This is a genomic window from Prevotella sp. KH2C16 (genome assembly GCF_900113305.1).
Taxonomy (GTDB): domain Bacteria; phylum Bacteroidota; class Bacteroidia; order Bacteroidales; family Bacteroidaceae; genus Prevotella.
In genome coordinates, this window is record NZ_FOOW01000001.1 from 49,103 (window position 1) to 71,333 (window position 22,231).

The following is a 22,231-nucleotide window of genomic DNA, read 5'->3' on the forward strand; positions in this document are numbered from 1 at the left end:
GTTTAATAAGTAATGGTAAGTCCAAAGTTTATTTTAGGCTCATTGGTAGGATAAGTTGCTACATCCACACCAAAATTGGCCGGAGACCCGCCACTAATGTCAGGGTCTGCCCCCGAATAGTTAGTGATGGTAAACAAATTACTTGCCTGAAAGTAGATACGCAGATTGGAAATCTGCAACCGACGCATCAGCGAGCTTCCAGGATTGAATGTATAACCCAAGGTCAAGGTCTTCAAGCGGAGATAAGAACCGTCTTCCAAAGCGTATGAGTTAAAAACATTGGTGGTACTGAATGTCTGCACATTTTCTATCTTCGGAACCGTCGTTTTCGTATTCTCCGGTGTCCATGCATTTAACAGTTTTCGGCTCTTATTACCTGTTACATTACTTGCGAAAAATTCTGTTGACATTCTTACTTGATTATAAATAGTGTTTCCTTGTACACCATAGAACTGAGCCGACAAATCAAATCCCTTGTATTGTGTCCCCAAGATAAACCCATAGGTAAAATCTGGGTGTGGGCTACCTAAATACTGGCGGTCTTCCGAGTTGATTTTGTCGTCATCGTTCGTATTTACATACCTAAACCGACCTGGAGCAGCTCCGTCTTGAGTCGGTGCATTATCAACCTCTTCCTGACTGTCGAAAATCTTCATAATTTTATAACCATAAAACATTCCGGTAGGATGTCCCTCCTCATTTCTTGCAGATCCCGAGTTAAAATATCCAGGATCGGGAAGATCTACAATCTTATTCTTGTAATGGGAAATATTGAAAGCTACGGAGTTGTTAAACTCGCCTACACGGAAACGATATCTGGCGGAAAGGTCAAAACCTACATTCTGGATATCACCGATATTAACCGTAGGTGAGGTTACCAAAGCACCGATTACAGACGGCAACGGTTCGGTGAGCAGCAAACCATTGATTCTTTTCTTGTAAATGTCCAGTTGAAGGTCAAACGAATTATTGAATGCTACAACATCCAAGCCTATATTCTGCACTATATCTTCTTCCCAACCTGTTGCAGAGTTACCGATGCGCTGCCGATACATGCCCATTACGACGGAATTACTGGTACCCGAAATATCATAGGCAGAAAGATACAGGCTGCTGGCATAAGTAGAATACTGATTTTGAGCCGCAACATTATTCTGGGAGCCGAGTACGCCATAGCTGGCTCTCAATTTCAAATCGTTAAGCCAAGAGATGCCCTGCATGAATTTCTCCTGTGAGATTCGCCACCCAATGGAGAAAGAGGGGAAAGTTCCAAATCGGTTCTCGGAACCGAAGTATGAAGAGCCATCCCTCCGAATGGTTATACCTACTAGATATTTATCATCATAGCTATAATCCGCACGACCAAAATAAGATAATAGAGCCGTATGACCTATACTACTGGAACCCGGCAACCGCTCTGCACCATTCTGCAAAAAGAGGAAATGTTTATTGTCAGAAAAGAAATCATTAGACTGCCCATTAAGGGTCTTTGAATAGGTCTTAATAGTTTCCATACCGACTAACAAGTCCAATTTGTGCTTTTCAAAACTCTTCTTATAGTTTAATGTGTTGCTAAAAGTAAGAGTAGAACCTTGCAAGGCGTTCACCGAGAGAGAATTGGTCTTCGTACTGCGTTCCGCGTTTTCTGCCTGCGCTCCCTCAAAAGTCTGATAAGTTGTATTATAGTTATTAATACCGAAACTTGTCCTAAATTTCAAGTCTTCAAATAAAGTCGCCTCCGCAAAGATATTACCTATCATATTATATGAGTCGTAGTCAGAATTGGCTGCAGTACGCTTCAAAACAGCTACAGGATTTGAAACTGCTCCTAATTGTGGACCTATCCATGTCCCGCCCCAGTTTCCCATAATGTCATGTACTGGAATAATTGGTAGCAATGTGTACAAGTCTGGTATACGACCATAAGCAGAGCCAGTGGTCATCGGCAGATAGCTTTTATAGAAGAAGTTGAAATTTTCACCCACCTTAATATACTTGCCTATATTGAATTCCGTATTTACACGCATGTTATAGCGTTTCAAGTAGGTCTCAGTAAGAGTTCCGTTTTGGTCAAGATAGCCCAGCGAGAAAAAATAGCGAGCCTTATCGCTGCCTCCAGACACCGAAAGATTATGCTCGTGAAAAAATGCTTGTTTAAAAGCCTCATGGAACCAATCCGTACCCTTCTTATTTACCGCCTGAATCAGATAGTTCGAACCTTTATTAGGATCTTCCCTAAAATAGTTACTTGCAGCCACTTGGGCATCCCCTTCAAACCCCACACCACTGCCAAGAGGTGAATTGTAAAGATAGTCAGGCATACCATTGGCAAATAGTTCATTACCAGGCTGCCCGACATTCAGAATCTGCATATATTCCTCAGAATTGGCCAGATTGAAGACATTGCCATGTAAAGGGAAGGTTATGCCAGCCATACCGTTATAAGTAATCTTCACGGCACCAGAGCTTCCCTTCTTTGTTGTAACCAATATAACACCATTCGAACCGCGTACACCATAGATGGCAGCAACCCGGGCATCCTTTAGCACCTGGATGGATTCTATATCTTGCGCACTGATATTGTTCAGATTGCTTTCTATTCCATCAACGATAATGAGCGGAGTCACGCTTCCAAATGAAGTTACACCACGAATAGCCAAGGTGGACGAACTTCCGGGTAATCCGCTGTTTCTTACATTTACACCCGCAACCTGGCCTTGTAAAGCTTCTCCAGCATTGCTTGCCACCGAGCGTTTCATGTCTTCCATGTTTACTGTTGAAACAGAACCTGTTATATCCACTTTACGCTGGGTTCCATAACCAATCACGACGACATCATTGAGCAAATTTTGTCCTTCGCTCAGTACCACATGAATATTTTTACGACCGCTGACCTTCACTTCCTTTGTCTCATGCCCGACATATGACACCAGCAGTACGGCATTGGTCGGGGCAGATAGTGAGAAATTCCCGTCAAGGTCGGTAACAGCCGCAACCGAAGCATTGTTCTTCATGGTGACTGTGGCCCCAATCAATGGTTCGCCCTGTGCATCCCTCACAGTTCCGCTAATTAAAGAGCCTTGGAGGATGCCTTGCTTCTGCGAAATGGATGTGTTTACGCCTTTCTTAGATATGGTGATATTTCTGTCTTTGACAGTATAAGTGAGCGGCAGGTCTTTAAATACTGCATCGAGCACTTTAGAGATTGTCTTTCCCGACGGCGGTGTAACCATGATACCGTCTATATCAGCATCAACATAGAAGAATAGAAAATTACTCTGCTTCTCTATTGTTCTAAACAAATCGCGAAGGGACATCTTTGTATGCTCTATTTTCAATTTCTGAGTCAGTATTGTCTGTTGAGCATTACCGTTGACTGTCCCAGACAAAACAAGCATACATAAAAATACCATGAATTTCCATGATGCCAACCGCATAAAAGTTAGTGTTTGTTGTTTGTTAATCATTTCTGTTTAGGTTTAGGGGGGTCAATTATTAATAGATTATGATTTTTCCCTTCGCTTTTTTCCATTGGAATCCCACACTACTCTGAATCACATTCAGGGTCTGATGCAAACTTTGGTTATTGGAAAGTGCTCCTGATACGCGCATATCTTTATACTTATCGGCAAGCACAATCTCCACATTATAATGTTCTTCTATGCGAAGAATAAGTTCAGATAGTGGGATAGAAGTATAGCGAGACACATGGTCTTTCCATTCTACGCTCAAACAGGCATCCACTTTCGCATTTTTAATGAATCCTTGTTTAGGATAATAGGTCAATTGCTGGTCTGGCTGCATTAACCGTTCTTGGCCACCACCTTTGAAAAGCACTATTCCCTCTATGAGGGTTGTCGTAATACTTTCAGTTGCATTACAGGCATTGACATTGAATTTTGTCCCCCAGACTTCAACCTCAGAGTTACCTACTTCGACAACAAACCTCTTCTTATTATGTTTCCGTATGTCAAAATAAGCTTCGCCTTCCAGCTTCACCTTGCGGTTATTCGCCACAAAGCGGTCGGAATAAGTCAGTCGGCTGTTCTTGTTCAATACCACTACCGAGCTATCTGGCAACACATAGCGAGCGATATTGTCCTGTGTCAACAACACAAAGTTTTGTGAAGGGTTTAACCCGTTTATCAATGTATAAATTCCTAACGAAAGAATTATCAATACCGACGCCGCTATCGAAAGGAAGACAAGTCTCTTGCGACTCCCGTAGCCGGTTTTATCCTTGTAATTGTCGTCATTCTTTCTCCCGAAGATCATATCCTTGTTCCGATCGAATGATATCTCTGTCGACAGAGCCTCCGCATCTGATGCCACATCCCAAAACTCAGAAAGAACTTCTATATCTCGTTTATGATTAGGACTTTCGTTGACCCACTTTCCAAAGATAATTATCTCATCTAGTGTAGCCTCATGCGACAATACCTTTGCTATTATAGCGTTAATATTTTTGTAGTCCATGGTTTCCTTCATGCTTTTATTTATTAGTCGTCGTTTTCCCGTTTTACCCTTAGTGTATCCCTGGAAAATTATTCCGCTTCAATAGCTTCCCTCATTTTCTTTATTGCCAATGCCATGTGTGCCTCAACTGTCTTGATTGATATATTCAGCATAGCAGCCACCTCTTTATACTTCAGGTTCTCTTCTCTTACCAACTTGAAAACCAACCGACATCGCTCAGGAAGCTGATTAATGGCCGCATATAATCTGTCCATCAGTTCCATCGAGAGGTAGAGAGATTCTGGCGTATCGGTCGTTTTCAGAGTACCAGAGCTCATACTCTCTATATCAGACCCTTCATGGCGAGGCTGCCTCCGTAGTGCGCTGACCGAGATATTCCTTACCATCCCATAAACATATGAATCGAAGTTATGTACTTCCTGCAATCCCTTCCTCCGTTCCCACAGACTCATGAATGAATTCTGAACGATTTCTTCAGCCAGTTGCCGCGACCTCACATAGTAATATGCCAAATCAAAGAGTTTGGAATAATAGGCTATATAAATCTCTTTCAATGCATCCTCGGAGGCATTGAAAGACATCTCGTGGATCAGCAGTTTAAGTTTCTCAGCACTGATTAACATTAGATTCAATAGTCTTTCTTTATTATTAATGTCGCAAAAAAGCAAAAACACCCTTAGCTTCCTGTAGGAAAAAATCCGTTCAGTAATAATTGTACTAGCAGTTAAAGAGTCAACCTGCAAGTGCAATACTACGAACAACATTTATAACTTGCTTGTTTTCAAGTATAAAGATATAAATAAATAACGAGATTAGCAACTTTTACAAATACTTTCTGATTCCTAACTCGCGTATCCCAATATAAAAAATATTTTGAGATAGTGCGGATAGAAGGTATAGAATTTAAGAAAGAATCGAATTTTCCAATAAATAGACGATAGTCGTTGAATGGAATGGAACAGGGATAATATCATGCATGACAAAACTGCTTTACTAAATTCTATCATAGTCCTATCTAATGTAATATTATAAAATTTCACGAAACCATTTACCTAATGTTTCTCGTTTTGAATTTCACCTGAATTTCACAGAAGAACAAATAAAAAGGAGTTGCATTGCTGTAACTCCTTGATTTTCAGTAGTGGACCAGCCAGGGCTTGAACCTGGGACCTCCAGATTATGAGTCTGTTGCTCTAACCAACTGAGCTACAAGTCCTCGCGTGCACGCAGGGTGCTCACTTTCAGGATGCAAAGATACAACCTTTGGGGCGAATTCCCAAATTTTTTCGTAAAAAAAGTAGGTATTGCCCGATAATATAGCTTCATCGAAGACCTCCATTTTCCAAAATAATGGGAACACTGGGCAAAGAACTGTCTTATTTAATAGCTGCATCAAAGGCTTTCCAATGCTCTTCGGTCATACTGAACGGAGTGAACAGACAAACGCCCTTGGCACCAGCTTTCATCGCTCCGGAAACCGCCTCGGATATCTCCGACGGCAGCAAGCCCGAGTTTTCCGGGTCTACGACGCTGGCTTTGTTCCGCCAATCGTGGCAGATAAATAACCCACTATATATCGGAGTCCGGCGATTGGCCACGGCTTTTACTTCTTCTTCCGTAACCTTTCCGACCCATGATGCAGGCTCCATGTAAAAATCATTATAGTTCATGGGAAATACCGCGTCGAGGTTCCACTTGTTCCATTCCTGACGAACCATCCATACGGCATGACTGTAGGGACCCGGAAAAACATCTGCACTTACCTTTTTACCCTCCTTGTGAACGGCTTCGACGATGGCATTTACCAAGTCTGTAATGGCATCACAGCGAAACTGTGCCCATTCTTTGATTTTTGAAGGATCGGTAACCTTGCGAATATTGATGCCCGTTTTTTCCTTAAAAGCCTCCACGCAGTCGTCGCAGTAGCAATAGTCTGCCGCGGCATATTCTCCGTTCATGACAAGTCCATACTTATCCCATAGGCCTTTAGAGAGAATCACATCGGCATAGCGTATATAGTCGAGCTGTATATAGTCTACCTCGGGAATCCGAGCTATTTCCGAAAACTTGTCTATGAGATATCTGCGGACATTTGGATTGCGGGGATCGAGCGTCTTATAATACGGTACATAGGCAGGATGGTCATAGGCCGACTGTCCCAGACGGTTCACCGTATACCAAGCGGAATCCAGACCGCCCTGCACCATCGTCGGAATCCAGGCATGATATTCCAAACCTTGCTTCCTGGCGATCTTGGCTGCCTCGGCAATCTTTCCCTTGTCCATACCTGCATTCACGCACACGCCTACCACGCCATGGCGCTTCCATTCACGGAAGTTTTCCTTCAGCGTCTTTGACGGTTTCCACTCTTGCCATACATAGACAGGCACTTTGGCCGCAGCCGTATGAACAACCGTAAGCAATGCCACCAAGGCCAAGAATTTCTTCATCATAACTATTAGGTTTTCTGCAAATATACACCAAAACCACAGAACCACAAAGGGCTTTTAAGTTAAATAATATTGAATACCGGACATTTCATGCGATTTTGAGTAACTTTGCAATAATCAATCAGCACAGCTTACATGGAAGAAAAACAGATTTTCGAGGCCGACCCACAGACCGGACTCAGCTGGCAAGAGGCGGATGAGAGCCGCAGAACATACGGCAGGAATCTGCTCACGCCGCCCCGCCATGCGTCGCTATGGAAACTCTATCTCGACAAATACCGCGACCCCATCATCCAGATACTACTCGTGGCAGCCGCCATCTCGCTCGTCCTCGCTTTTATCGAGAACGATTTCATAGAGGTTATCGGCATTCTCATTGCTATTTTCCTGGCCACTACCATTGCCTTCTACTTTGAGCGCGATGCCTCCAGAAAGTTCGACATGCTCGCCGCTATGGGTGAGGAACAGTCTGTGAAGGTGAGACGGGAGGGCAAGGTGATGGAAATTCCGAGGAAGGATGTGGTAGTGGGCGACATCGTCCTGATAGAAACGGGCGACGAAGTGCCGGCCGACGGACTTCTTCTGGAATCCGTGAACCTCCAGATTGATGAGTCATCGCTCACGGGTGAGCCTATTGTCGACAAGTTCGCCACACCGCAGTCAACAACCCAAGAAACCACTTATCCGGCCAATATGGCGCTCCGTTCCACCATGGTCATGGGCGGAAGGGGCGTGCTCAGGGTTACAGCCGTAGGCGACAGGACAGAGATAGGCAAAGTGGCCATCAAATCTACGGAGACCATCCACACCAAGACCCCGCTGAATATGCAGCTGGACAAGCTCGCATCGCTCATCTCCAAGATTGGCTCGGGCGTGGCGGTGGCAGCCTTCGTCATCTTTCTCGTACACGACATTCTCACCAACACCATTCTATGGCACGGCGATGACTATATGCTCATGGCAAAAGAAGTGCTCGGATACTTCATGATGGCCGTAACCCTGATTGTCATGGCAGTACCCGAAGGGCTGCCCATGGCCGTAACCCTTGCCCTCGCGCTCAACATGCGCCGCATGCTCAAGTCCAACAATCTGGTGCGCAAGCTCCATGCCTGCGAGACCATGGGAGCCGTAACCGTAATCTGCACCGACAAGACGGGGACGCTCACACAGAACAAGATGAGGGTGGCAGAAGTCGTGGAATACGGCGACACCTCTCTTCTGGCACTCGCCATTGCCGCGAACTCAACGGCAGAGCTTGACGGCGACGACGGCATAGGCAACCCCACGGAAGCCGCCCTGTTGCTCTGGTTGCGGCAGCAAGGCTTCGACTATAGGAAACTCCGGGAGGAAAATCCCGTCTTCCGCCAGGAACCCTTCTCGACGGAAAAGAAGTATATGAGCACCACCATCATGCTCGACGGGAAGGAGGTTACCTTCACCAAGGGAGCTCCCGAGATTCTTTTAGCAGCAAACAGCACGGCTGATAACGACAAAAAGCAAGCCTTCCAACGGTTAGAAGCCTTCCAAAAGGCCGCTATGAGGACGCTGGCCTTCAGCATCGATGGAAAGCTGCAGGCCATAGCCGCTATCAACGACCCCGTGCGCGAGGATGTCCCGAAGGCCGTGAAGAACTGTCAGAATGCAGGAATAGAAATCAAGATTGTAACGGGCGACACCGCCGCCACGGCTGCCGAGATAGGGTACCAGATAGGTATTGTGAATCCAGAGGCCGACTCCGGAAAGGCATATATCACGGGGGTGGAATGGGAAAACCTCTCCGACGAGGAAGCACTCGACCGCTCCCGTTATATAAAGATAATGTCGCGGGCACGCCCCACCGACAAGCAACGCCTGGTGGAGATGCTCCAGAAGCGGGGCGAGATCGTGGCGGTTACGGGCGACGGAACCAACGACGCCCCTGCCCTCCACTATGCCCATGTGGGCCTCTCGTTAGGTTCAGGCACCAGCGTGGCCAAGGAGGCCTCTGACATGACCCTGCTCGACGACTCCTTTGCGTCGATAGCCAATGCCGTGATGTGGGGGCGCTCACTCTATAAGAATATCCAGCGGTTCCTCTTCTTCCAGCTGGTGGTGAATCTCACGGCTCTGCTCCTCGTCCTGGGAGGCTCTGTCATCGGCACCGAGTTGCCGCTTACGGTTACGCAGATACTGTGGGTAAACCTCATTATGGACACCTTCGCCGCCATGGCGCTGGCATCTTTGCCACCCTCTCGGGAGGTGATGAAGGAGAAGCCCCGCAAGCAGGGCGACTTCATCATCACGAAGTCCATGGCTTGGGGCATCGTCTTTGTAGGGCTCGGTTTCTTTGCCGTCCTGCTGCTTTTCCTGATGTGGTGTGAGCGCAATGGCAGCGGCACAGTCGATATCCACGAGCTTACCCTCTTCTTCACCACCTTCGTGATGCTGCAGTTCTGGAACCTCTTCAACGCCAAGACCTTGGGAAGCCGCCATTCGGCATTCCACAATCTGCCGGGCGACCGCGGCATGCTATTCGTCATGCTGCTCATCCTTGCCGGACAGTGGCTCATCGTAACCTTCGGAGGCAAGATGTTCCGCACCGTGCCGCTCTCCCTTGAGGAGTGGCTCATCATCATCGCGGCCACTTCCGCAATCCTGTGGATCGGCGAGCTATACCGGCTCCTTAGCCCCAAAAGAAGAAGAGAGGAGGCCTCCCGATGAATGTCCCTGCACAGCCATGCGTGGCCACGATAGGCTTCTTCGACGGCGTTCATCGCGGACACAGGTTCCTGATAGACCATGTCAGGGCCGAGGCCGGGAGAGCGGGAATGGCTTCCATGGTCATCACTTTCGACGAGCACCCTCGCCGGGTGCTGCAAAGTGATTTCCAGCCCGACCTGCTCTGCACGCCTGAATCCAAGCAGGCACTCCTCTTGGAAACGGGAATCGACCGCCTCGAGGTCCTTCATTTCGACAAGGAGATGTCGCAACTCACCGCACGGGAATTCATGAAGCAGATTCTGCGAGACAGGCTCCATGTACGCAAACTCGTCATTGGCTACGACAACCGGTTCGGCCATAACCGCAGCGAGGGCTTCGACGACTATGTGCGCTACGGACAGGAACTCGGCATCGATGTCATTCACAACGAGGCCTTTACCATTGACGGCGAGCAGGTGAGTTCGTCGGCCATCCGTCGCATGATAAGCCGGGGAGACATCGAGAAGGGCAATCGCTTTCTGGGTTATCCCTACACCCTCACAGGCAAGGTGGTTGGCGGCCATCGGGAAGGCCGCAAGCTGGGCTTCCCCACGGCCAATCTTAGTCTCACGAATCATACTCTGCTCGTTCCGGCACCCGGCGTCTACGCCGTAAGGGCACGCCTGAACGAAAGCCCGGCATGGCACAGAGGCATGACGAACATAGGCACCCGCCCCACCTTCGGCGGCACCGAGACCACCTTAGAAACCCATATCTTCGACTTCGGGGAGGATATCTACGGCCAGATTCTGCAGATAAGCTTCGTGCAGCGCATACGCGAAGAACAAAAGTTCGACACCCCCAATGCGCTTAAGGCACAGCTCGAACACGACAAACAACAGATAGAACAACGATTCGAAAAACTTTCCGACAATGAGTAATACCACCAAGGCGTGGACAGACGCCATTCTCTATCTCATCGTTTTCATATTCATACAGGCAGCAACGATGTGTATCGTCGGTTTCGTCGCCAACATTGCCACGGGCGTACCGCTGGAATATGCCTGGAGAGGGACAGCCGCCGTGAGTGAGCAGCGGAACACCTCGGTGCTCGTGCTCTCGTCGGCATTGGGTGCCATACTCACCATCAGCGTCTTCCTATGGCGCAAGTGGGCTCCGTTCTCACGGGAATATATCCGCACGCGACCTTGGAGCGTGCTCTTCTGGGTCGTCTTCCTCGCCCTCGGAACCATACTGCCCTCGGAGTGGATGATCGAGAAACTGGAGCTGAACTTCCCCATGTTCCGTGTCGATGAGTCGCAGTTTGAGAATCTCATCACGCTGATGAAGACTCCCTTCGGCTATCTCATCGTGGGAATCCTGGCACCCGTCTGCGAGGAAATGGTGTTCCGCGGAGCCATCCTGCGCTCCCTGCAGAAGAGCTTCAGTAAGAAGATGCACTGGTGGCCGATTGTCTTCAGCGCCCTCATCTTCGGCATCGCACACGGCCATCTGCTTGCGGGTTTCCACGCCTTCCTCGTCGGCCTGCTGCTCGGCTGGATGTATTACCGCACCAACAGCATCCTGCCCGGCATCGTATTCCACTGGATGAACAACACCGTTGCCTTTCTCATGATCAAGATGATGCCGCAGATGGCCGACGGAAAGCTTATAGACCTCTTCCACGGCGACGACCGTCTGATGGCAGGAGGGTTGTTTTTCTCGCTCTGCATCTTCATCCCCTCACTGCTACAGCTCTGCAGTAAACTGAAGAGATAAGGGACTGCGGCTGCCAAAAGAAACCGGCCTGCGGAAGAATCCGCAGGCCGGTCAATTCATGGGATGTAAGCTGTCGCGGCAAGGCTGCCTACTTCTCCTCGCACTGGCAACCACTCTTGTCGCGGCGGGTGCCGTAAGCCACGAGCATCCAGAGCATCTTCTCCTGTCCCTTGAGATAGTCGCTCATGAGCGAAACCGTAACCTCGTCGCCGGCCTCGGAAGCCAGACTCAGCACCTCGCGCTCCTTGGCAATAAGCGCCTTGAGCCATCCGAGCAGGGCCTCGCGGGCCTCACGACCGCGCTCTACGGAAGCCAGTTCCTTGATTTCTGCCACCTTCAGATACTCGCTGAAGCGGCTCTCGGGCGTCGCGCCCAGCTGCAGGATGCGCTCTGCCAGCTCGTCTATCTTCTCTGCCGCATCGTTGTAAAGCTCCTCATATTTCGCATGCATGACGAAGAAACTCTTGCCCCGCACATTCCAATGGAAGCCGCGCAGATTGGTATAATACACCTGGAAGTCGGCCAGCAACTGCGACAAACCGCCTACAACATTCTTAACCTTGTTCTCATCTAAACCTAAAAAATCTAATGTTCTCATTTTTCCTTTCCTTTCTTTTCGTTTTATGTTTATGTTCTTATTTTCTTTTCTCTGATGCAAAGATAGCTTGCTTATCGGAAATGTGCAACTGATAAAATCTATGGCGACATTCACTTTTTCTATCAAGGTATATAAACCTGCTGATTTTCAACACTATGCACCATGCAAGATGATTGTCAGAAAGTTGAACGGGAAGGGTCTCCGCCAGAAGGATTAGCCGTCATTAGCAACAGTTTCAATGGTTGAAACACTTTGTTTCAACAACAGAAACATCTTGTTTCAACGGCTGAAACAACCATCGGAAGTAATGAATGGAGATGCATGCAGACGGAAACAGGCTTGCTGTCGGCCTGCAATAGGCATTCTTTAAGCCTCGCAAAAGGAAATCTTTTGCATTTCCCCTGCCTGCTCCATGAAATCTTCTGTCGGTCAATTTGTGTCAAAGAATATCACCTCCACGCCCATTGACTTGGGTTGCCCACAATAATCGGCAAGGTCTTCCAGCTCCGCAGGGCAGACAAAAGTAAAGTCGGCCGGATAGAGGAAGAACCTTTGCTTTTTTATTGAGTTATTTCAGTCTGCTCTCCACGACCTTCCAGTCGATGATTTCCCACACGGCCTCCACATGGTCCGCCCTCCGATTCTGGTAGTCGAGGTAATAGGCATGCTCCCACACATCGATTCCCATCAGCGGGTTCAGCCCGCTGCGCAGCGGATTTCCACCGTTGGCCTCCTTGGTAATGACGAGTTTGCCGCTCTCGTCCTGCGACAGCCAGGCCCAGCCGGAGCCGAAGAGCGAGGTGGCCGCCTGGGCAAACTGCTTCTTGAAGGCCTCGAAACTGCCGAAGTCGGAATTGATGGCAGCCGCAATCCTGCCCGTGGGCACATTGTCCTTGCGTGGCGAGCGGAACTGCAGGAAGTAGAACTTATGGTTGAGAGCCTGTCCTGCATTGTTGTACATAGGCCCTTCGGGAACCGTCCGCACCAAGTCTTCGAGACTCTTGCCCGCAAACTCCGTGCCCTCTACGAGCTTATTGATGGTATTCACATAACCCTGCAGATGCTTGCCATAATGGAAGCTGATGGTCTGTTCACTAATAACTGGCTCCAGCGCATTGGGCGCATAAGGGAGCACCGGCATTGGTATATTCATAATCTTCTCGTTTTTTGAAAGGTTATTACTCATCATCATATTCGTTTGCAAAATTAGGGAGAAAAGACTCCCCAGAAGAATTGTACTCATAATCGTGATGTTCTTTAGAAATTATTATAATGTTGTTTGATGTTTACAAAGATAAGGAGAAAGAAGCCGCATGCAAAGAGAAAATTTCTATCAGCACATAGAGAAAAACTATTAGGGACGGTAAAGACTCCTGCACACGGGCATTCTTCCCGAAGATGAATTTTGGCAAAAAGATGGAGAAAGATGATTATTTTCCAGAAAAAAAGAAGTAACTTTGCCCGAAAAGGATACATTCCCATGACGCTGCAACAATTAGAATACATCATTGCCGTATATCGGCACAAGCACTTTGCCAAAGCGGCAGAGCAATGCAATGTTACCCAGCCCACCCTCAGCTCCATGATACAGAAACTGGAGGAAGAACTGGGAGTGAAGATATTCGACCGCAAGACGCAGCCCATAAGACCCACGCCAATCGGACAGAGCATCATAGAGCAAGCCTGGAAGGTGCTCGTGAGAGCACGCAAGATAAGGGAAATCGTGGAGGAAGACAGGCTTTCGCTGCTGGGAACCTTCAACATCGGCATCCTGCCCACCATTGCCCCTTATCTCATTCCTCGCTTCTTCCCGCAGCTCATGCGGCAACACCCCGACATGGACATACGGATCAGCGAAATGCAGACCGAAGACATAAAGAAGGCTCTGCGCCATGGAGACATCGACGCAGGAATCCTCGCCATGACCGACGGGCTGGACGACTTCTACTGCGAACCGCTCTTCTATGAGCAGTTCTTTGCCTATGTGGCGAAAGACGACCCCTTGTACAATAATAAAGTGATACGCACCATCGACCTGACGGGGGAGTACCTGTGGCTTTTGGACGAGGGACACTGTTTCCGCGACCAACTCGTGAAGTTCTGTCAGCTCAAGGCCGCCAGTCGCAGCAAGAAGGCCTACAGCCTTGGAAGCATAGAAACTTTCATGCGCATCGTGGAGAGCGGCAAGGGAGTAACCTTCATTCCGGAACTCGCCTTGTTGCAGCTCAACGAAGAGCAGACCCGGCTCGTGAGGCCTTTCGCTATCCCCGTGCCCACGCGAAGGATTGTCATGATGACGAACAAGAACTTCATCCGGAAGACCTTGCGCCAGCTGCTTGTGGAGGAAATCAAGAAAGCCGTGCCCGCTTCCATGCTCAGACTGGGGCAGGCGCAGCAGCAGGTATGACCCGGAAATATCAGGGTTATTCCCCATAAACGCTGGCTATCCCGGCAACCCAAGGCGGCTGACACATTTTCTGTTTTGCTTATTCCATATTCTGGCTGACAGCTACAAAATAAACGAGGGGCCGGAACTCCGACCCCTCTTCTTCGTTAGTATGTTATGAAAAATTTGAGAGAATTTGAAGCTTCACAGCCTCGTTTGCTTGTTTTACTAAACATTATAGAGAAAGCATAGAAATTGTCTACTTCAATAAGGACTGCTCCTGCACTTGCACAGGCTCGATGCGACTCTGCTTGAGTGTATCCATCGTTGCGCTGTCGCCCATTGCAACCGATGTGCCGTGCTTAATGACTTGATAACTATCACCCGTGGCACCGATCTTATTAGCCTGATCGTTGGTCATTGATATATGCATGGCATTGCCAAGCGTAAGCACGATGGCCACCACGGCCGCAGCCTTGAAGAGCGGCATAAGCCGCTGTGGCATGGTGATAACGCGCGCCTTGACAGGAGCAGGCTCCTCTATCATCTTGAGCACACGCTCATCAAAGTCATCGGATAATACATCATTCCTCACCTCGATCTGTTCGTAAGTGAACAGGTCTTTATAGCGCAGGAGCCCGGCAGGAACATCCTTTTGCGAGAAGAATGCACGAAGTATCTCCTCTTCTTCAAGAGTAGTCTCGCACATCCAGTAGCGCTCGAGTAATTGTTGAATGTATTTATAGTCCATAATTATCAAATTCTTTAAATTTGGTCTTTATCGCCTGCCTTGCCCTGAAGATGTTGACTTTTACTTGTTCTTCAGTAATGCCAAGGATTTCGGCAATCTCCCTGTAAGGCTTTCCTTCGAAATCTCGCAACTGCATGCAGGAGCGCTGCTTCTCCGGAAGTGAGTCTACGAGCTTTCTCACCAGTTCGACCCTGTCTTTCTGGATCATCTGCTCATAAGGATTATATGCGGCATCCGGCGTTTCAAACGGAACGGCATCGAGTGATCCATTCTGGTTCTCAGCCTTCTTGATGCGGTCGAGGGCAAGGTTTCTGCATATTGTCATGCTGAACGCTTCTATGGAATCTATATCATCCCAGCCGTCGCGCCTGTCCCAGACCTTAATCAGCGTGTCCTGTACGATGTCCTCAGCCTCTGCAGTATTGAGAGTTATGCGGAGAGCTAACCGATAAAGAGCATTCTTCAGCGGCAACACATCGTTACGGAAACTGATTTTTTTCATCTGCCTCTCTGTTTGAATTGACGACTAAGATGGGCGAAAGTTACAGGAAAACTAAAATTTAACACTCTTTTCCAGACTGGTTTTTGTTCGAGGCGCCTTGCCTTTCGCTTTCTCCGTTTAATTCTATCTTTCGAGATGCCCGGTAAACGAAGCCTCTCCTTTATCTTTTAATGATGGTTCCTTGCTCACCGTTCATCGTTTCGGCTTTGGTAATTATAACGCGGCTCACACCTGCATCTATAGCGGCAAGAGCATTCTCAATCTTGGGAATCATGCCACCGGCAATAATACCCTCGGCCATATACTTGTAGAAATCAGCATGCGTGATAATGGGAATCACGCTGTCGGCATCATCCGGATTACGAAGCACCCCGTTTTCTTCGAATGTAAATATAAGCGTTACATCAAAGTAGGTAGCGAGTGCCTTTGCCGTTTCTGCGGCAATGGTATCCGCATTCGTGTTGAGGAGCTGTCCCTTGCCATCGTGCGTTAATGGTGCCATGACTGGCGTAACTCCCATTTCAACAAGTCGGCTCAGGCTTTCTCCATCCACCTGGTCGACATCTCCCACGAGGCCAAAGTCAACGCCATCCTTAACAGGACGCTTGTGAGCACGGATGACATCCATGTCGGCTCCCGTAAGCCCGAGAGCGTTAATCCCCCTCGCCTGAAGGCCGGCCACCATATTTTTGTTGACGAGTCCGCCATATACCATAGTTACAATCTCAAGCATAGCAGCATCCGTGATACGGCGGCCGTTCACCATCTTGCTCTCAATGCCAAGGGCTGCGGCTATCTTTGTCGCCCTGCGACCCCCTCCGTGCACCAATACTTTCCGTCCCGGAATGGCTGCAAAGTTATCAAGCAAGAGCTTCAAGCACTGTTCGTCCTCTACTACGGCACCTCCCACCTTAACGACGGTAAGAACTTCCCTATGCACTTCTTTTAGAGACTCCCGACTATTGGTATTGTCCATTGGCACTCCATCCATACTTAATTATTCCAGATAAGTGTATCCGTACAGTCCGCTGCGATAGTTGCTAAGGAATTCCTTGCCTTCTTCCAATGAAATCTTGCCCTGCTTCACACTTTTGGTTACCCAGACCTCCAGCTGACGAACCAGTCTCTTCGGATTATACTGTACATAGTCAAGCACTTCCTCTACGGTCTCCCCATCAAAAATCTGGTCGATATGATATGCTCCGTCCTTGACGCTGATGTGCGCAGCCGTAGTGTCGCCAAACAAATTGTGCATGTCTCCTAAGATTTCCTGATAAGCACCTACGAGGAACACGCCCAGATAATAAGGCTCGTTCTTCAAAAGGCGGTGCAGCGGCAACACATGGGTGATGTGCCCGTTCGTAACGAAATTAGCTATCTTGCCGTCTGAATCACAGGTGATGTCCTGAATTGTCGCATTACGCGTGGGTCTTTCATCGAGTCGTTGGAGCGGCATGATGGGAAAAATCTGGTCGATAGCCCATGCGTCAGGCAGGCTTTGGAAAAGCGAGAAGTTGCAGAAATACTTGTCGGCAAGCAACTTGTCCAGACCACGAAGCTCTTCCGGAACATGTTTGAGCGACTTTGCAAGGCAGTTTATCTCATGACACACGCTCCAGTACATGCTCTCGATTTCTGCGCGTGTCTTCAAATCTACGATGCCGTGGGCAAAAAGTTCAAGTGCCTCATCGCGAATCTGCTCCGCATCGTGCCAGTCCTCAAGCATAGAGCGTGGGCTCAGATTATCCCAGATTTCATAAAGGTCTTTCACCAGCTGGTGATCGGTTTCCTTGGCTTCAAACTCCTCGGGCATTTCCGGAAGGCTCGCAGTTTCCAGAACATCGATGACGAGCACAGAGTGGTGGGCGGCCAGAGAGCGCCCGCTTTCGGTAATGATATTAGGATGCTGAATGCCATTCTTATTGGCCGCATCGACAAAAGTGTAAATACAATCATTAATATACTCCTGGATGGAATAGTTCACGGAACTCTCACTGGAAGAAGAGCGGGTTCCGTCATAGTCTACGCCAAGTCCGCCTCCACAATCCACAAAGTCCACATTATAACCCATCTTGTGAAGATTGATATAAAACTGAGCTGCTTCACGCAAGGCCGTCTGTATACGGCGAATCTTGGTAATCTGGCTACCTATGTGAAAATGGATAAGACGCAGGCAGTCGTGCATGCCCTTTTCGTCCAATATCTGAAGAGCCTTGAGGAGTTCCGAACTCGTCAGCCCGAACTTAGACGCATCACCTCCGCTTTCGGCCCACTTGCCGGAACCGCTTGACGCAAGCTTGATACGGATTCCAAGATTTGGCATCACATTCAACTTCTTGGCTGCCTTGGCAATAATATCTATCTCATTGAGCTTCTCAACGACGATAAAGATGCGTTTCCCCATCTTCTGGGCAAGAAGTGCAAGCTCTATGTAGCTCTGATCCTTATATCCGTTACATATAATGAGTGAATCGCTCTGGCATTGCACGGCAATTACCGCATGAAGTTCCGGCTTGGAGCCTGCCTCCAAACCGAGATTGAATTTGCGCCCATGGGTGATCATTTCCTCTACCACGGGCTGCATCTGATTCACTTTAACCGGATAGATGATGAAACTCTCGCCCTTGTAGCCATATTCCTTCGCAGCTTTCTCAAAACAACTGGAATTCTTTTCTATACGGTTATCGAGAATGTCGGGAAAACGCAACAGGACTGGAGGAGTAACATCACGAAGGGTGAGTTCATCCATTACCTCCTTAAGATCTATCTGAACTCCATCCTTGGAAGGTGTTACATAGACATCACCTTTCTCGTTAATACCAAAATACGAGGTGCCCCATCCAGAGATATTATATAGCTCTTTCGCATCATCGATTGTCCATTTCTTCATATATTCAACAGTTCTCTAAGTTTGGTTACCGTAATACTAATTTTATCAAAGTTATCCATCAGGCTCACATCCAGCGTATAGCGCGCCTTGGAGTAATATTGTTCTCGCCGCACGAGTTGTTCTCGTATATAGTCTTTCGTCTCCTGGGGAGTCTTATCAAGGAGTAAAGGCCGCACCGACTTTCCCATTTTCAAATGTTGATAAAGTACTTCTGGACAGGCTTTGAGATATACCGTCTGTCCTTTTTCGTTCATATAGTCGACATTATCAAAGAAGCACGGAGTCCCACCGCCACAGCTGAGGATGACATTTTCAAACTCTGCGACTTCATGGAGCATATTGCGCTCTATCTTCCGGAAACCTTCCTCGCCACGCTCATCAAAGATTTGCTTCACCGTACGGTGCATGCGCGTCTCGATATACCAATCGAGATCATAGAAGGGAACCTTAATCTCCTTCGAAAGTGCCTTCCCGAGAGTTGTCTTTCCGGCACCCATATATCCAATGAGAATGATGCGTATCATGAGCAACAGGAGCAGGAGAGCCCTGCCGGAATGACTTTCCAAAGGGTTCCAAAGCTCTTTCGTGATTTTATCTTTTCTTGTGTGCCTTAGGTTCCGGAGCTTTCTCCACGATTTCCTTACATTCCTCGTAAGTAAGCTCTGCCGCTTTTTCATGCAGGGCCTTAGGCATGCGGTAGTTCTTACCGGCATAAGCGATGTAGGGGCCGAACCGTCCGTTCAACACCTCCATATTCGAATCTTCCTCGAAACTCTTGATATGGCGCTGCCTTTCCTGCTCATCCCTTGCCTCTATGAGCTTGACTGCATCTTCAAGCGTGATGATAAGCGGGTCTTGGTCTTTCGGAATTGACACATATCTCTTGTTGTGAAGAATATAGGGGCCAAAACGACCGGCACCAATCGTAACGGTCTTGCCCTCATATTTACCTATCTCACGCGGCAACTGGAAAAGCACGAGTGCCTCGTCGAGCGTGATAGTCTCGATGCTCTTGTCGGCAGGCAGCTGTGAGAAGCGCGGTTTCTCCTTGTCATCGGCAGAACCTATTTGCGCAACAGGCCCAAATCGACCAATCTTCACGAATACCGGTTTGCCGCTCTTGGGGTCTATGCCGAGCTCGCGTTCTCCTGTCTTATGCTCAGAACGGGATTCCATCACCTCCTTTACGGAAGGTTCAAAACCTTTGTCAAAAGCCTTCATCATTTTGCTCCATTCCTCTTTCCCTTCGGCAATCTTATCAAATTGCGCTTCCACCTTGGCCGTGAAGTTATAATCCATGATTTCCGGGAAGTTCTGCATGAGGAAGTCGTTGACCACGATACCTATATCAGTAGGAATCAGTTTGCCAGTCTCCTTACCGATGGTTTCCTTTTTATTCTTGGTGCTTACCTTGATGCCCTTAAGGGTATCTACGATATAGAGATGCTCCTCGCCTTTCTTATTTCCCTTCTGCACATATTCACGCTGCTGAATCGTAGAAATTGTCGGGGCGTAGGTAGAAGGACGCCCGATACCAAGTTCCTCGAGTTTCTTGACGAGCGAAGCTTCTGTATAACGCTGTGGAGCCATCGAGAACCGCTCGGTGGAAGTGATTTCACGCCGTTCCAGAACATCACCAGCCTTTAAATCCGGCAATATATTGAGTGATTCTTCAGAGTCATTTTCCTCATCATCGGTAGACTCACGATACACCTTGAGGAAGCCGTCGAAAGTGATAACCTCACCATTAGCCATGAACTTCTCTTCTTCCCCGTCGATATCGATGGTTATCGTAGTCTTCTCAATTTCTGCCTCAGCCATCTGCGAGGCAGCGGTACGCTTCCAGATAAGGTCGTATAGCCGGCGTTCCTGGGCATTTCCCTCAATGGCCGTATTAGCCATAAAGGTCGGCCGAATGGCCTCATGAGCTTCCTGGGCACCCTTTGAGTGGGTCTGGAAGTTACGAGGGCGGCTGTACTCTGTTCCGAAGAGTCTGCTGATTTCTTCCTTGCTTGTCCCGATAGCGAGCTTGGAAAGATTCACGCTATCAGTACGCATATAGGTAATCAAACCGTTCTCGTAGAGGTGCTGAGCCACCATCATGGTCTGGGTAACGGTAAATCCGAGCTTGCGGGCGGCCTCCTGTTGTAAAGTGGAGGTCGTGAAAGGAGGAGCCGGCATACGCTTCAGTGGTTTCTTTACGATATTGCCGACGGTGAAGTCGGCACTCTTGCACCTATCAAGAAAGGCCAAGGCCTCTTCGTGGGTGCTGAAACGGCGGTCGAGTTCAGCTTTCACTTCTGACTTGGACCCATCAGGATTCTCAAGCCCGAAGATGGCATTGATGCGATAGTAAGGCTCGCTCTTGAAGCCCTGAATCTCACGCTCACGCTCCACAATCAGACGAACGGCCACACTCTGCACGCGACCGGCGGACAGTGCCGGCTTGACCTTGCGCCACAACACAGGTGATAGCTTGAAGCCAACAATGCGATCGAGCACCCTGCGAGCTTGCTGCGCATTCACTAGATTCATATCCAAACGACGGGGATGCCCAATAGCCTCCACAATGGCAGGCTTCGTTATTTCATGGAAAACAATACGGCTGGTCTTGTCTTCGTCCAATCCGAGCACCTCGCACAGATGCCACGAGATGGCCTCTCCCTCACGGTCTTCATCGGAAGCGAGCCAAACTTTCTTGGCAGCCTTCACATTCTTCTTCAGTTCGCTCACGAGTTTCCTCTTCTCCTCGGGAATCTCGTAGTGAGGCTCCATCGTCTTTTCGTCTATGCTCAACTCTCTTTTCTTCAGGTCTCTGATATGTCCGAAACTTGACATTACCTTAAAGTCCTTACCAAGGAATTTCTCTATGGTCTTTGCCTTGGCAGGGCTCTCTACTATAACTAAATTTTCTTGCATGGTCGCGAATAACTTATATTTGGAGCGCAAATGTAAGCAAACTTTTAGTTTATACCTTATTATATATGGAAAATTTTTGTTTTTTTAAGGAAAACAGATAGGATTTCCATCCCGGAATACGGCAAATTACATTTTTTCTATTTCCTCTACCTCCTGGGAACTTTAATTTCAGAAAACCAAAAAGGTGGCTTCCCTGCATTCCTGTTTGCCGTTAACGGTGCATAGGAAGCCATCCTTTTACTCGTTTCCCATCTGTTTCTACAATCCACTCCTATATCTTTCCAGGAATTGCCGGAGTCCGTTGCGTATGGAATGCAGGCCAAACAGCTCGGGGCGAATATCCTTGGTGGATACCCAGAGGATTTCCGCCGCGTCGTCGGAAGCTTTGAGCGGTGAGAAATCATCCACCCTGCAAAGGTAGAACTGGTCGAGAGTAGGAATATCAATACCGCCATAGGAGTACTTGTTCGGGCAACTGAAGAGATACTCCGCCTCTCCTACCAAAAGCCCGGTTTCCTCCATAACCTCTCGCTTCACTCCCTCCTCAGCAGTCTCATTCTCGTCGGCGAATCCACCGGGAAGGTCATAGGTTCCCCGCGCCGGCTCTTTCTTTCGAAGCACAACAAGCACTTCGTCTCGTTCGTTCACGATGAACGCGGCATTGGCGGCACTCGGATTCACGAAATACTCGAAACCGCAGCTCCCGCAAAGCAGGCTTTTCCCCGAATTCGGGGAAAAGCTACTACTCCCGCAGACCGGGCAAAACTTGAACTTTTCTAATATTTTCATCTTCTAAAAGAC

The 22,231-nt window shown here is 48.4% G+C and carries 17 protein-coding genes, 1 tRNA gene and 1 pseudogene; 4 read left to right on the forward strand and 15 right to left on the reverse strand.

Features of this window, described 5'->3' with window-relative positions; genetic code table 11:
• Positions 1-2: 2 nt before the first annotated feature.
• The 5 genes from BM114_RS00245 to BM114_RS00265 form a co-directional block, all read right to left on the reverse strand.
• Positions 3-3,467 carry a SusC/RagA family TonB-linked outer membrane protein gene (locus tag BM114_RS00245; RefSeq protein WP_091820253.1) on the reverse strand — a complete coding sequence of 1,155 codons (3,465 nt, stop codon included), beginning with the start codon at positions 3,465-3,467 and terminating at the stop codon, positions 3-5.
• A 28-nt stretch (positions 3,468-3,495) separates the two neighbouring features.
• Entirely contained in the window at positions 3,496-4,488 is a 993-nt protein-coding gene (locus tag BM114_RS00250) for a FecR family protein (protein WP_092108862.1), read from the reverse strand.
• Positions 4,489-4,544: 56 nt separating this feature from the next.
• Complete coding sequence (locus tag BM114_RS00255) at positions 4,545-5,099, reverse strand: RNA polymerase sigma-70 factor (RefSeq protein ID WP_255406387.1); 555 nt, start codon at positions 5,097-5,099, stop codon at positions 4,545-4,547.
• Positions 5,100-5,618: 519 nt separating this feature from the next.
• Positions 5,619-5,692, reverse strand: a tRNA-Ile gene (locus tag BM114_RS00260).
• A 160-nt stretch (positions 5,693-5,852) separates the two neighbouring features.
• The gene (locus tag BM114_RS00265; RefSeq protein WP_092108865.1) at positions 5,853-6,929 is read right to left on the reverse strand and encodes a putative glycoside hydrolase; all 1,077 of its coding nucleotides are present in this window, start codon (positions 6,927-6,929) and stop codon (positions 5,853-5,855) included.
• 132 nt (positions 6,930-7,061) lie between these two features.
• Here BM114_RS00265 and BM114_RS00270 point away from each other — a divergent pair, with 132 nt between their 5' ends.
• The 3 genes from BM114_RS00270 to BM114_RS00280 are packed head-to-tail and all read left to right on the forward strand — an operon-like array spanning position 7,062 to position 11,384.
• On the forward strand, positions 7,062-9,626 hold the full coding sequence (locus BM114_RS00270) for a calcium-translocating P-type ATPase, PMCA-type (RefSeq protein WP_092108868.1): 2,565 nt from the start codon (positions 7,062-7,064) through the stop codon (positions 9,624-9,626).
• On the forward strand, positions 9,623-10,546 hold the full coding sequence (locus BM114_RS00275; RefSeq protein ID WP_092108871.1) for a bifunctional riboflavin kinase/FAD synthetase: 924 nt from the start codon (positions 9,623-9,625) through the stop codon (positions 10,544-10,546). Before BM114_RS00270 ends, BM114_RS00275 begins: the two co-directional genes overlap by 4 nt.
• Positions 10,539-11,384, forward strand: a complete 846-nt coding sequence (locus BM114_RS00280) for a CPBP family intramembrane glutamic endopeptidase (protein WP_092108875.1) — start codon at positions 10,539-10,541, stop codon at positions 11,382-11,384. Before BM114_RS00275 ends, BM114_RS00280 begins: the two co-directional genes overlap by 8 nt.
• Before the next feature lie 88 nt (positions 11,385-11,472).
• Here BM114_RS00280 and BM114_RS00285 read toward each other — a convergent pair whose 3' ends face one another.
• From BM114_RS00285 to BM114_RS00295, 3 genes and pseudogenes are all read right to left on the reverse strand, one after another.
• Entirely contained in the window at positions 11,473-11,982 is a 510-nt protein-coding gene (locus BM114_RS00285; RefSeq protein ID WP_092109692.1) for a Dps family protein, read from the reverse strand.
• Positions 11,983-12,432: 450 nt separating this feature from the next.
• Positions 12,433-12,531 (reverse strand): annotated as a pseudogene (locus BM114_RS00290) (redoxin domain-containing protein); the annotation flags it as partial.
• 19 nt (positions 12,532-12,550) lie between these two features.
• Positions 12,551-13,174 carry a superoxide dismutase gene (locus BM114_RS00295; RefSeq protein WP_304441996.1) on the reverse strand — a complete coding sequence of 208 codons (624 nt, stop codon included), beginning with the start codon at positions 13,172-13,174 and terminating at the stop codon, positions 12,551-12,553.
• Between the two features lie 288 nt (positions 13,175-13,462).
• Between BM114_RS00295 and BM114_RS00300 the strand changes: the two genes are divergently transcribed.
• Positions 13,463-14,389 carry a hydrogen peroxide-inducible genes activator gene (locus BM114_RS00300; RefSeq protein WP_092108881.1) on the forward strand — a complete coding sequence of 309 codons (927 nt, stop codon included), beginning with the start codon at positions 13,463-13,465 and terminating at the stop codon, positions 14,387-14,389.
• Positions 14,390-14,627: 238 nt separating this feature from the next.
• Here the strand turns inward: BM114_RS00300 and BM114_RS00305 are convergent, their stop codons facing one another.
• The 7 genes from BM114_RS00305 to BM114_RS00335 all read right to left on the reverse strand — a co-directional run bounded on the left by BM114_RS00305 (position 14,628) and on the right by BM114_RS00335 (position 22,219).
• A complete protein-coding gene (locus tag BM114_RS00305; RefSeq protein WP_092108885.1) occupies positions 14,628-15,119 on the reverse strand; it encodes a pyruvate ferredoxin oxidoreductase in 492 nt (163 codons plus the stop codon).
• Positions 15,109-15,621 carry an RNA polymerase sigma factor gene (locus BM114_RS00310; protein WP_092108888.1) on the reverse strand — a complete coding sequence of 171 codons (513 nt, stop codon included), beginning with the start codon at positions 15,619-15,621 and terminating at the stop codon, positions 15,109-15,111. Before BM114_RS00310 ends, BM114_RS00305 begins: the two co-directional genes overlap by 11 nt.
• Before the next feature lie 160 nt (positions 15,622-15,781).
• A complete protein-coding gene (gene argB, locus BM114_RS00315; protein WP_092109697.1) occupies positions 15,782-16,597 on the reverse strand; it encodes an acetylglutamate kinase in 816 nt (271 codons plus the stop codon).
• A gap of 21 nt (positions 16,598-16,618) precedes the next feature.
• Positions 16,619-18,511: a biosynthetic arginine decarboxylase gene (gene speA, locus BM114_RS00320; RefSeq protein ID WP_092108892.1), complete on the reverse strand. Its 1,893-nt coding sequence runs from the start codon at positions 18,509-18,511 to the stop codon at positions 16,619-16,621.
• Positions 18,508-19,035: a shikimate kinase gene (locus BM114_RS00325; protein WP_092109700.1), complete on the reverse strand. Its 528-nt coding sequence runs from the start codon at positions 19,033-19,035 to the stop codon at positions 18,508-18,510. The genes speA and BM114_RS00325 overlap by 4 nt, the downstream gene beginning before the upstream one ends.
• 67 nt (positions 19,036-19,102) lie before the next feature.
• Positions 19,103-21,430, reverse strand: coding sequence for a type I DNA topoisomerase (topA, locus tag BM114_RS00330; RefSeq protein ID WP_092108896.1), 2,328 nt, complete (start codon positions 21,428-21,430; stop codon positions 19,103-19,105).
• Between the two features lie 258 nt (positions 21,431-21,688).
• The gene (locus BM114_RS00335) at positions 21,689-22,219 is read right to left on the reverse strand and encodes an NUDIX hydrolase (RefSeq protein ID WP_092108901.1); all 531 of its coding nucleotides are present in this window, start codon (positions 22,217-22,219) and stop codon (positions 21,689-21,691) included.
• Positions 22,220-22,231 lie beyond the last annotated feature (12 nt).

Excerpts from the sequence above, each read along its gene's own strand:
- BM114_RS00245 (WP_091820253.1), bottom strand. The coding sequence starts at position 3,467 with ATGATTAACAAACAACAAACACTAACTTTTATGCGGTTGGCATCATGG.
- BM114_RS00250 (WP_092108862.1), bottom strand. The coding sequence starts at position 4,488 with ATGAAGGAAACCATGGACTACAAAAATATTAACGCTATAATAGCAAAG.
- BM114_RS00255 (WP_255406387.1), bottom strand. The coding sequence starts at position 5,099 with ATGTTAATCAGTGCTGAGAAACTTAAACTGCTGATCCACGAGATGTCT.
- BM114_RS00265 (WP_092108865.1), bottom strand. The coding sequence starts at position 6,929 with ATGATGAAGAAATTCTTGGCCTTGGTGGCATTGCTTACGGTTGTTCAT.
- BM114_RS00270 (WP_092108868.1), top strand. The coding sequence starts at position 7,062 with ATGGAAGAAAAACAGATTTTCGAGGCCGACCCACAGACCGGACTCAGC.
- BM114_RS00275 (WP_092108871.1), top strand. The coding sequence starts at position 9,623 with ATGAATGTCCCTGCACAGCCATGCGTGGCCACGATAGGCTTCTTCGAC.
- BM114_RS00280 (WP_092108875.1), top strand. The coding sequence starts at position 10,539 with ATGAGTAATACCACCAAGGCGTGGACAGACGCCATTCTCTATCTCATC.
- BM114_RS00285 (WP_092109692.1), bottom strand. The coding sequence starts at position 11,982 with ATGAGAACATTAGATTTTTTAGGTTTAGATGAGAACAAGGTTAAGAAT.
- BM114_RS00295 (WP_304441996.1), bottom strand. The coding sequence starts at position 13,174 with ATGATGATGAGTAATAACCTTTCAAAAAACGAGAAGATTATGAATATA.
- BM114_RS00300 (WP_092108881.1), top strand. The coding sequence starts at position 13,463 with ATGACGCTGCAACAATTAGAATACATCATTGCCGTATATCGGCACAAG.
- BM114_RS00305 (WP_092108885.1), bottom strand. The coding sequence starts at position 15,119 with ATGGACTATAAATACATTCAACAATTACTCGAGCGCTACTGGATGTGC.
- BM114_RS00310 (WP_092108888.1), bottom strand. The coding sequence starts at position 15,621 with ATGAAAAAAATCAGTTTCCGTAACGATGTGTTGCCGCTGAAGAATGCT.
- argB (WP_092109697.1), bottom strand. The coding sequence starts at position 16,597 with ATGGACAATACCAATAGTCGGGAGTCTCTAAAAGAAGTGCATAGGGAA.
- speA (WP_092108892.1), bottom strand. The coding sequence starts at position 18,511 with ATGAAGAAATGGACAATCGATGATGCGAAAGAGCTATATAATATCTCT.
- BM114_RS00325 (WP_092109700.1), bottom strand. The coding sequence starts at position 19,035 with ATGATACGCATCATTCTCATTGGATATATGGGTGCCGGAAAGACAACT.
- topA (WP_092108896.1), bottom strand. The coding sequence starts at position 21,430 with ATGCAAGAAAATTTAGTTATAGTAGAGAGCCCTGCCAAGGCAAAGACC.
- BM114_RS00335 (WP_092108901.1), bottom strand. The coding sequence starts at position 22,219 with ATGAAAATATTAGAAAAGTTCAAGTTTTGCCCGGTCTGCGGGAGTAGT.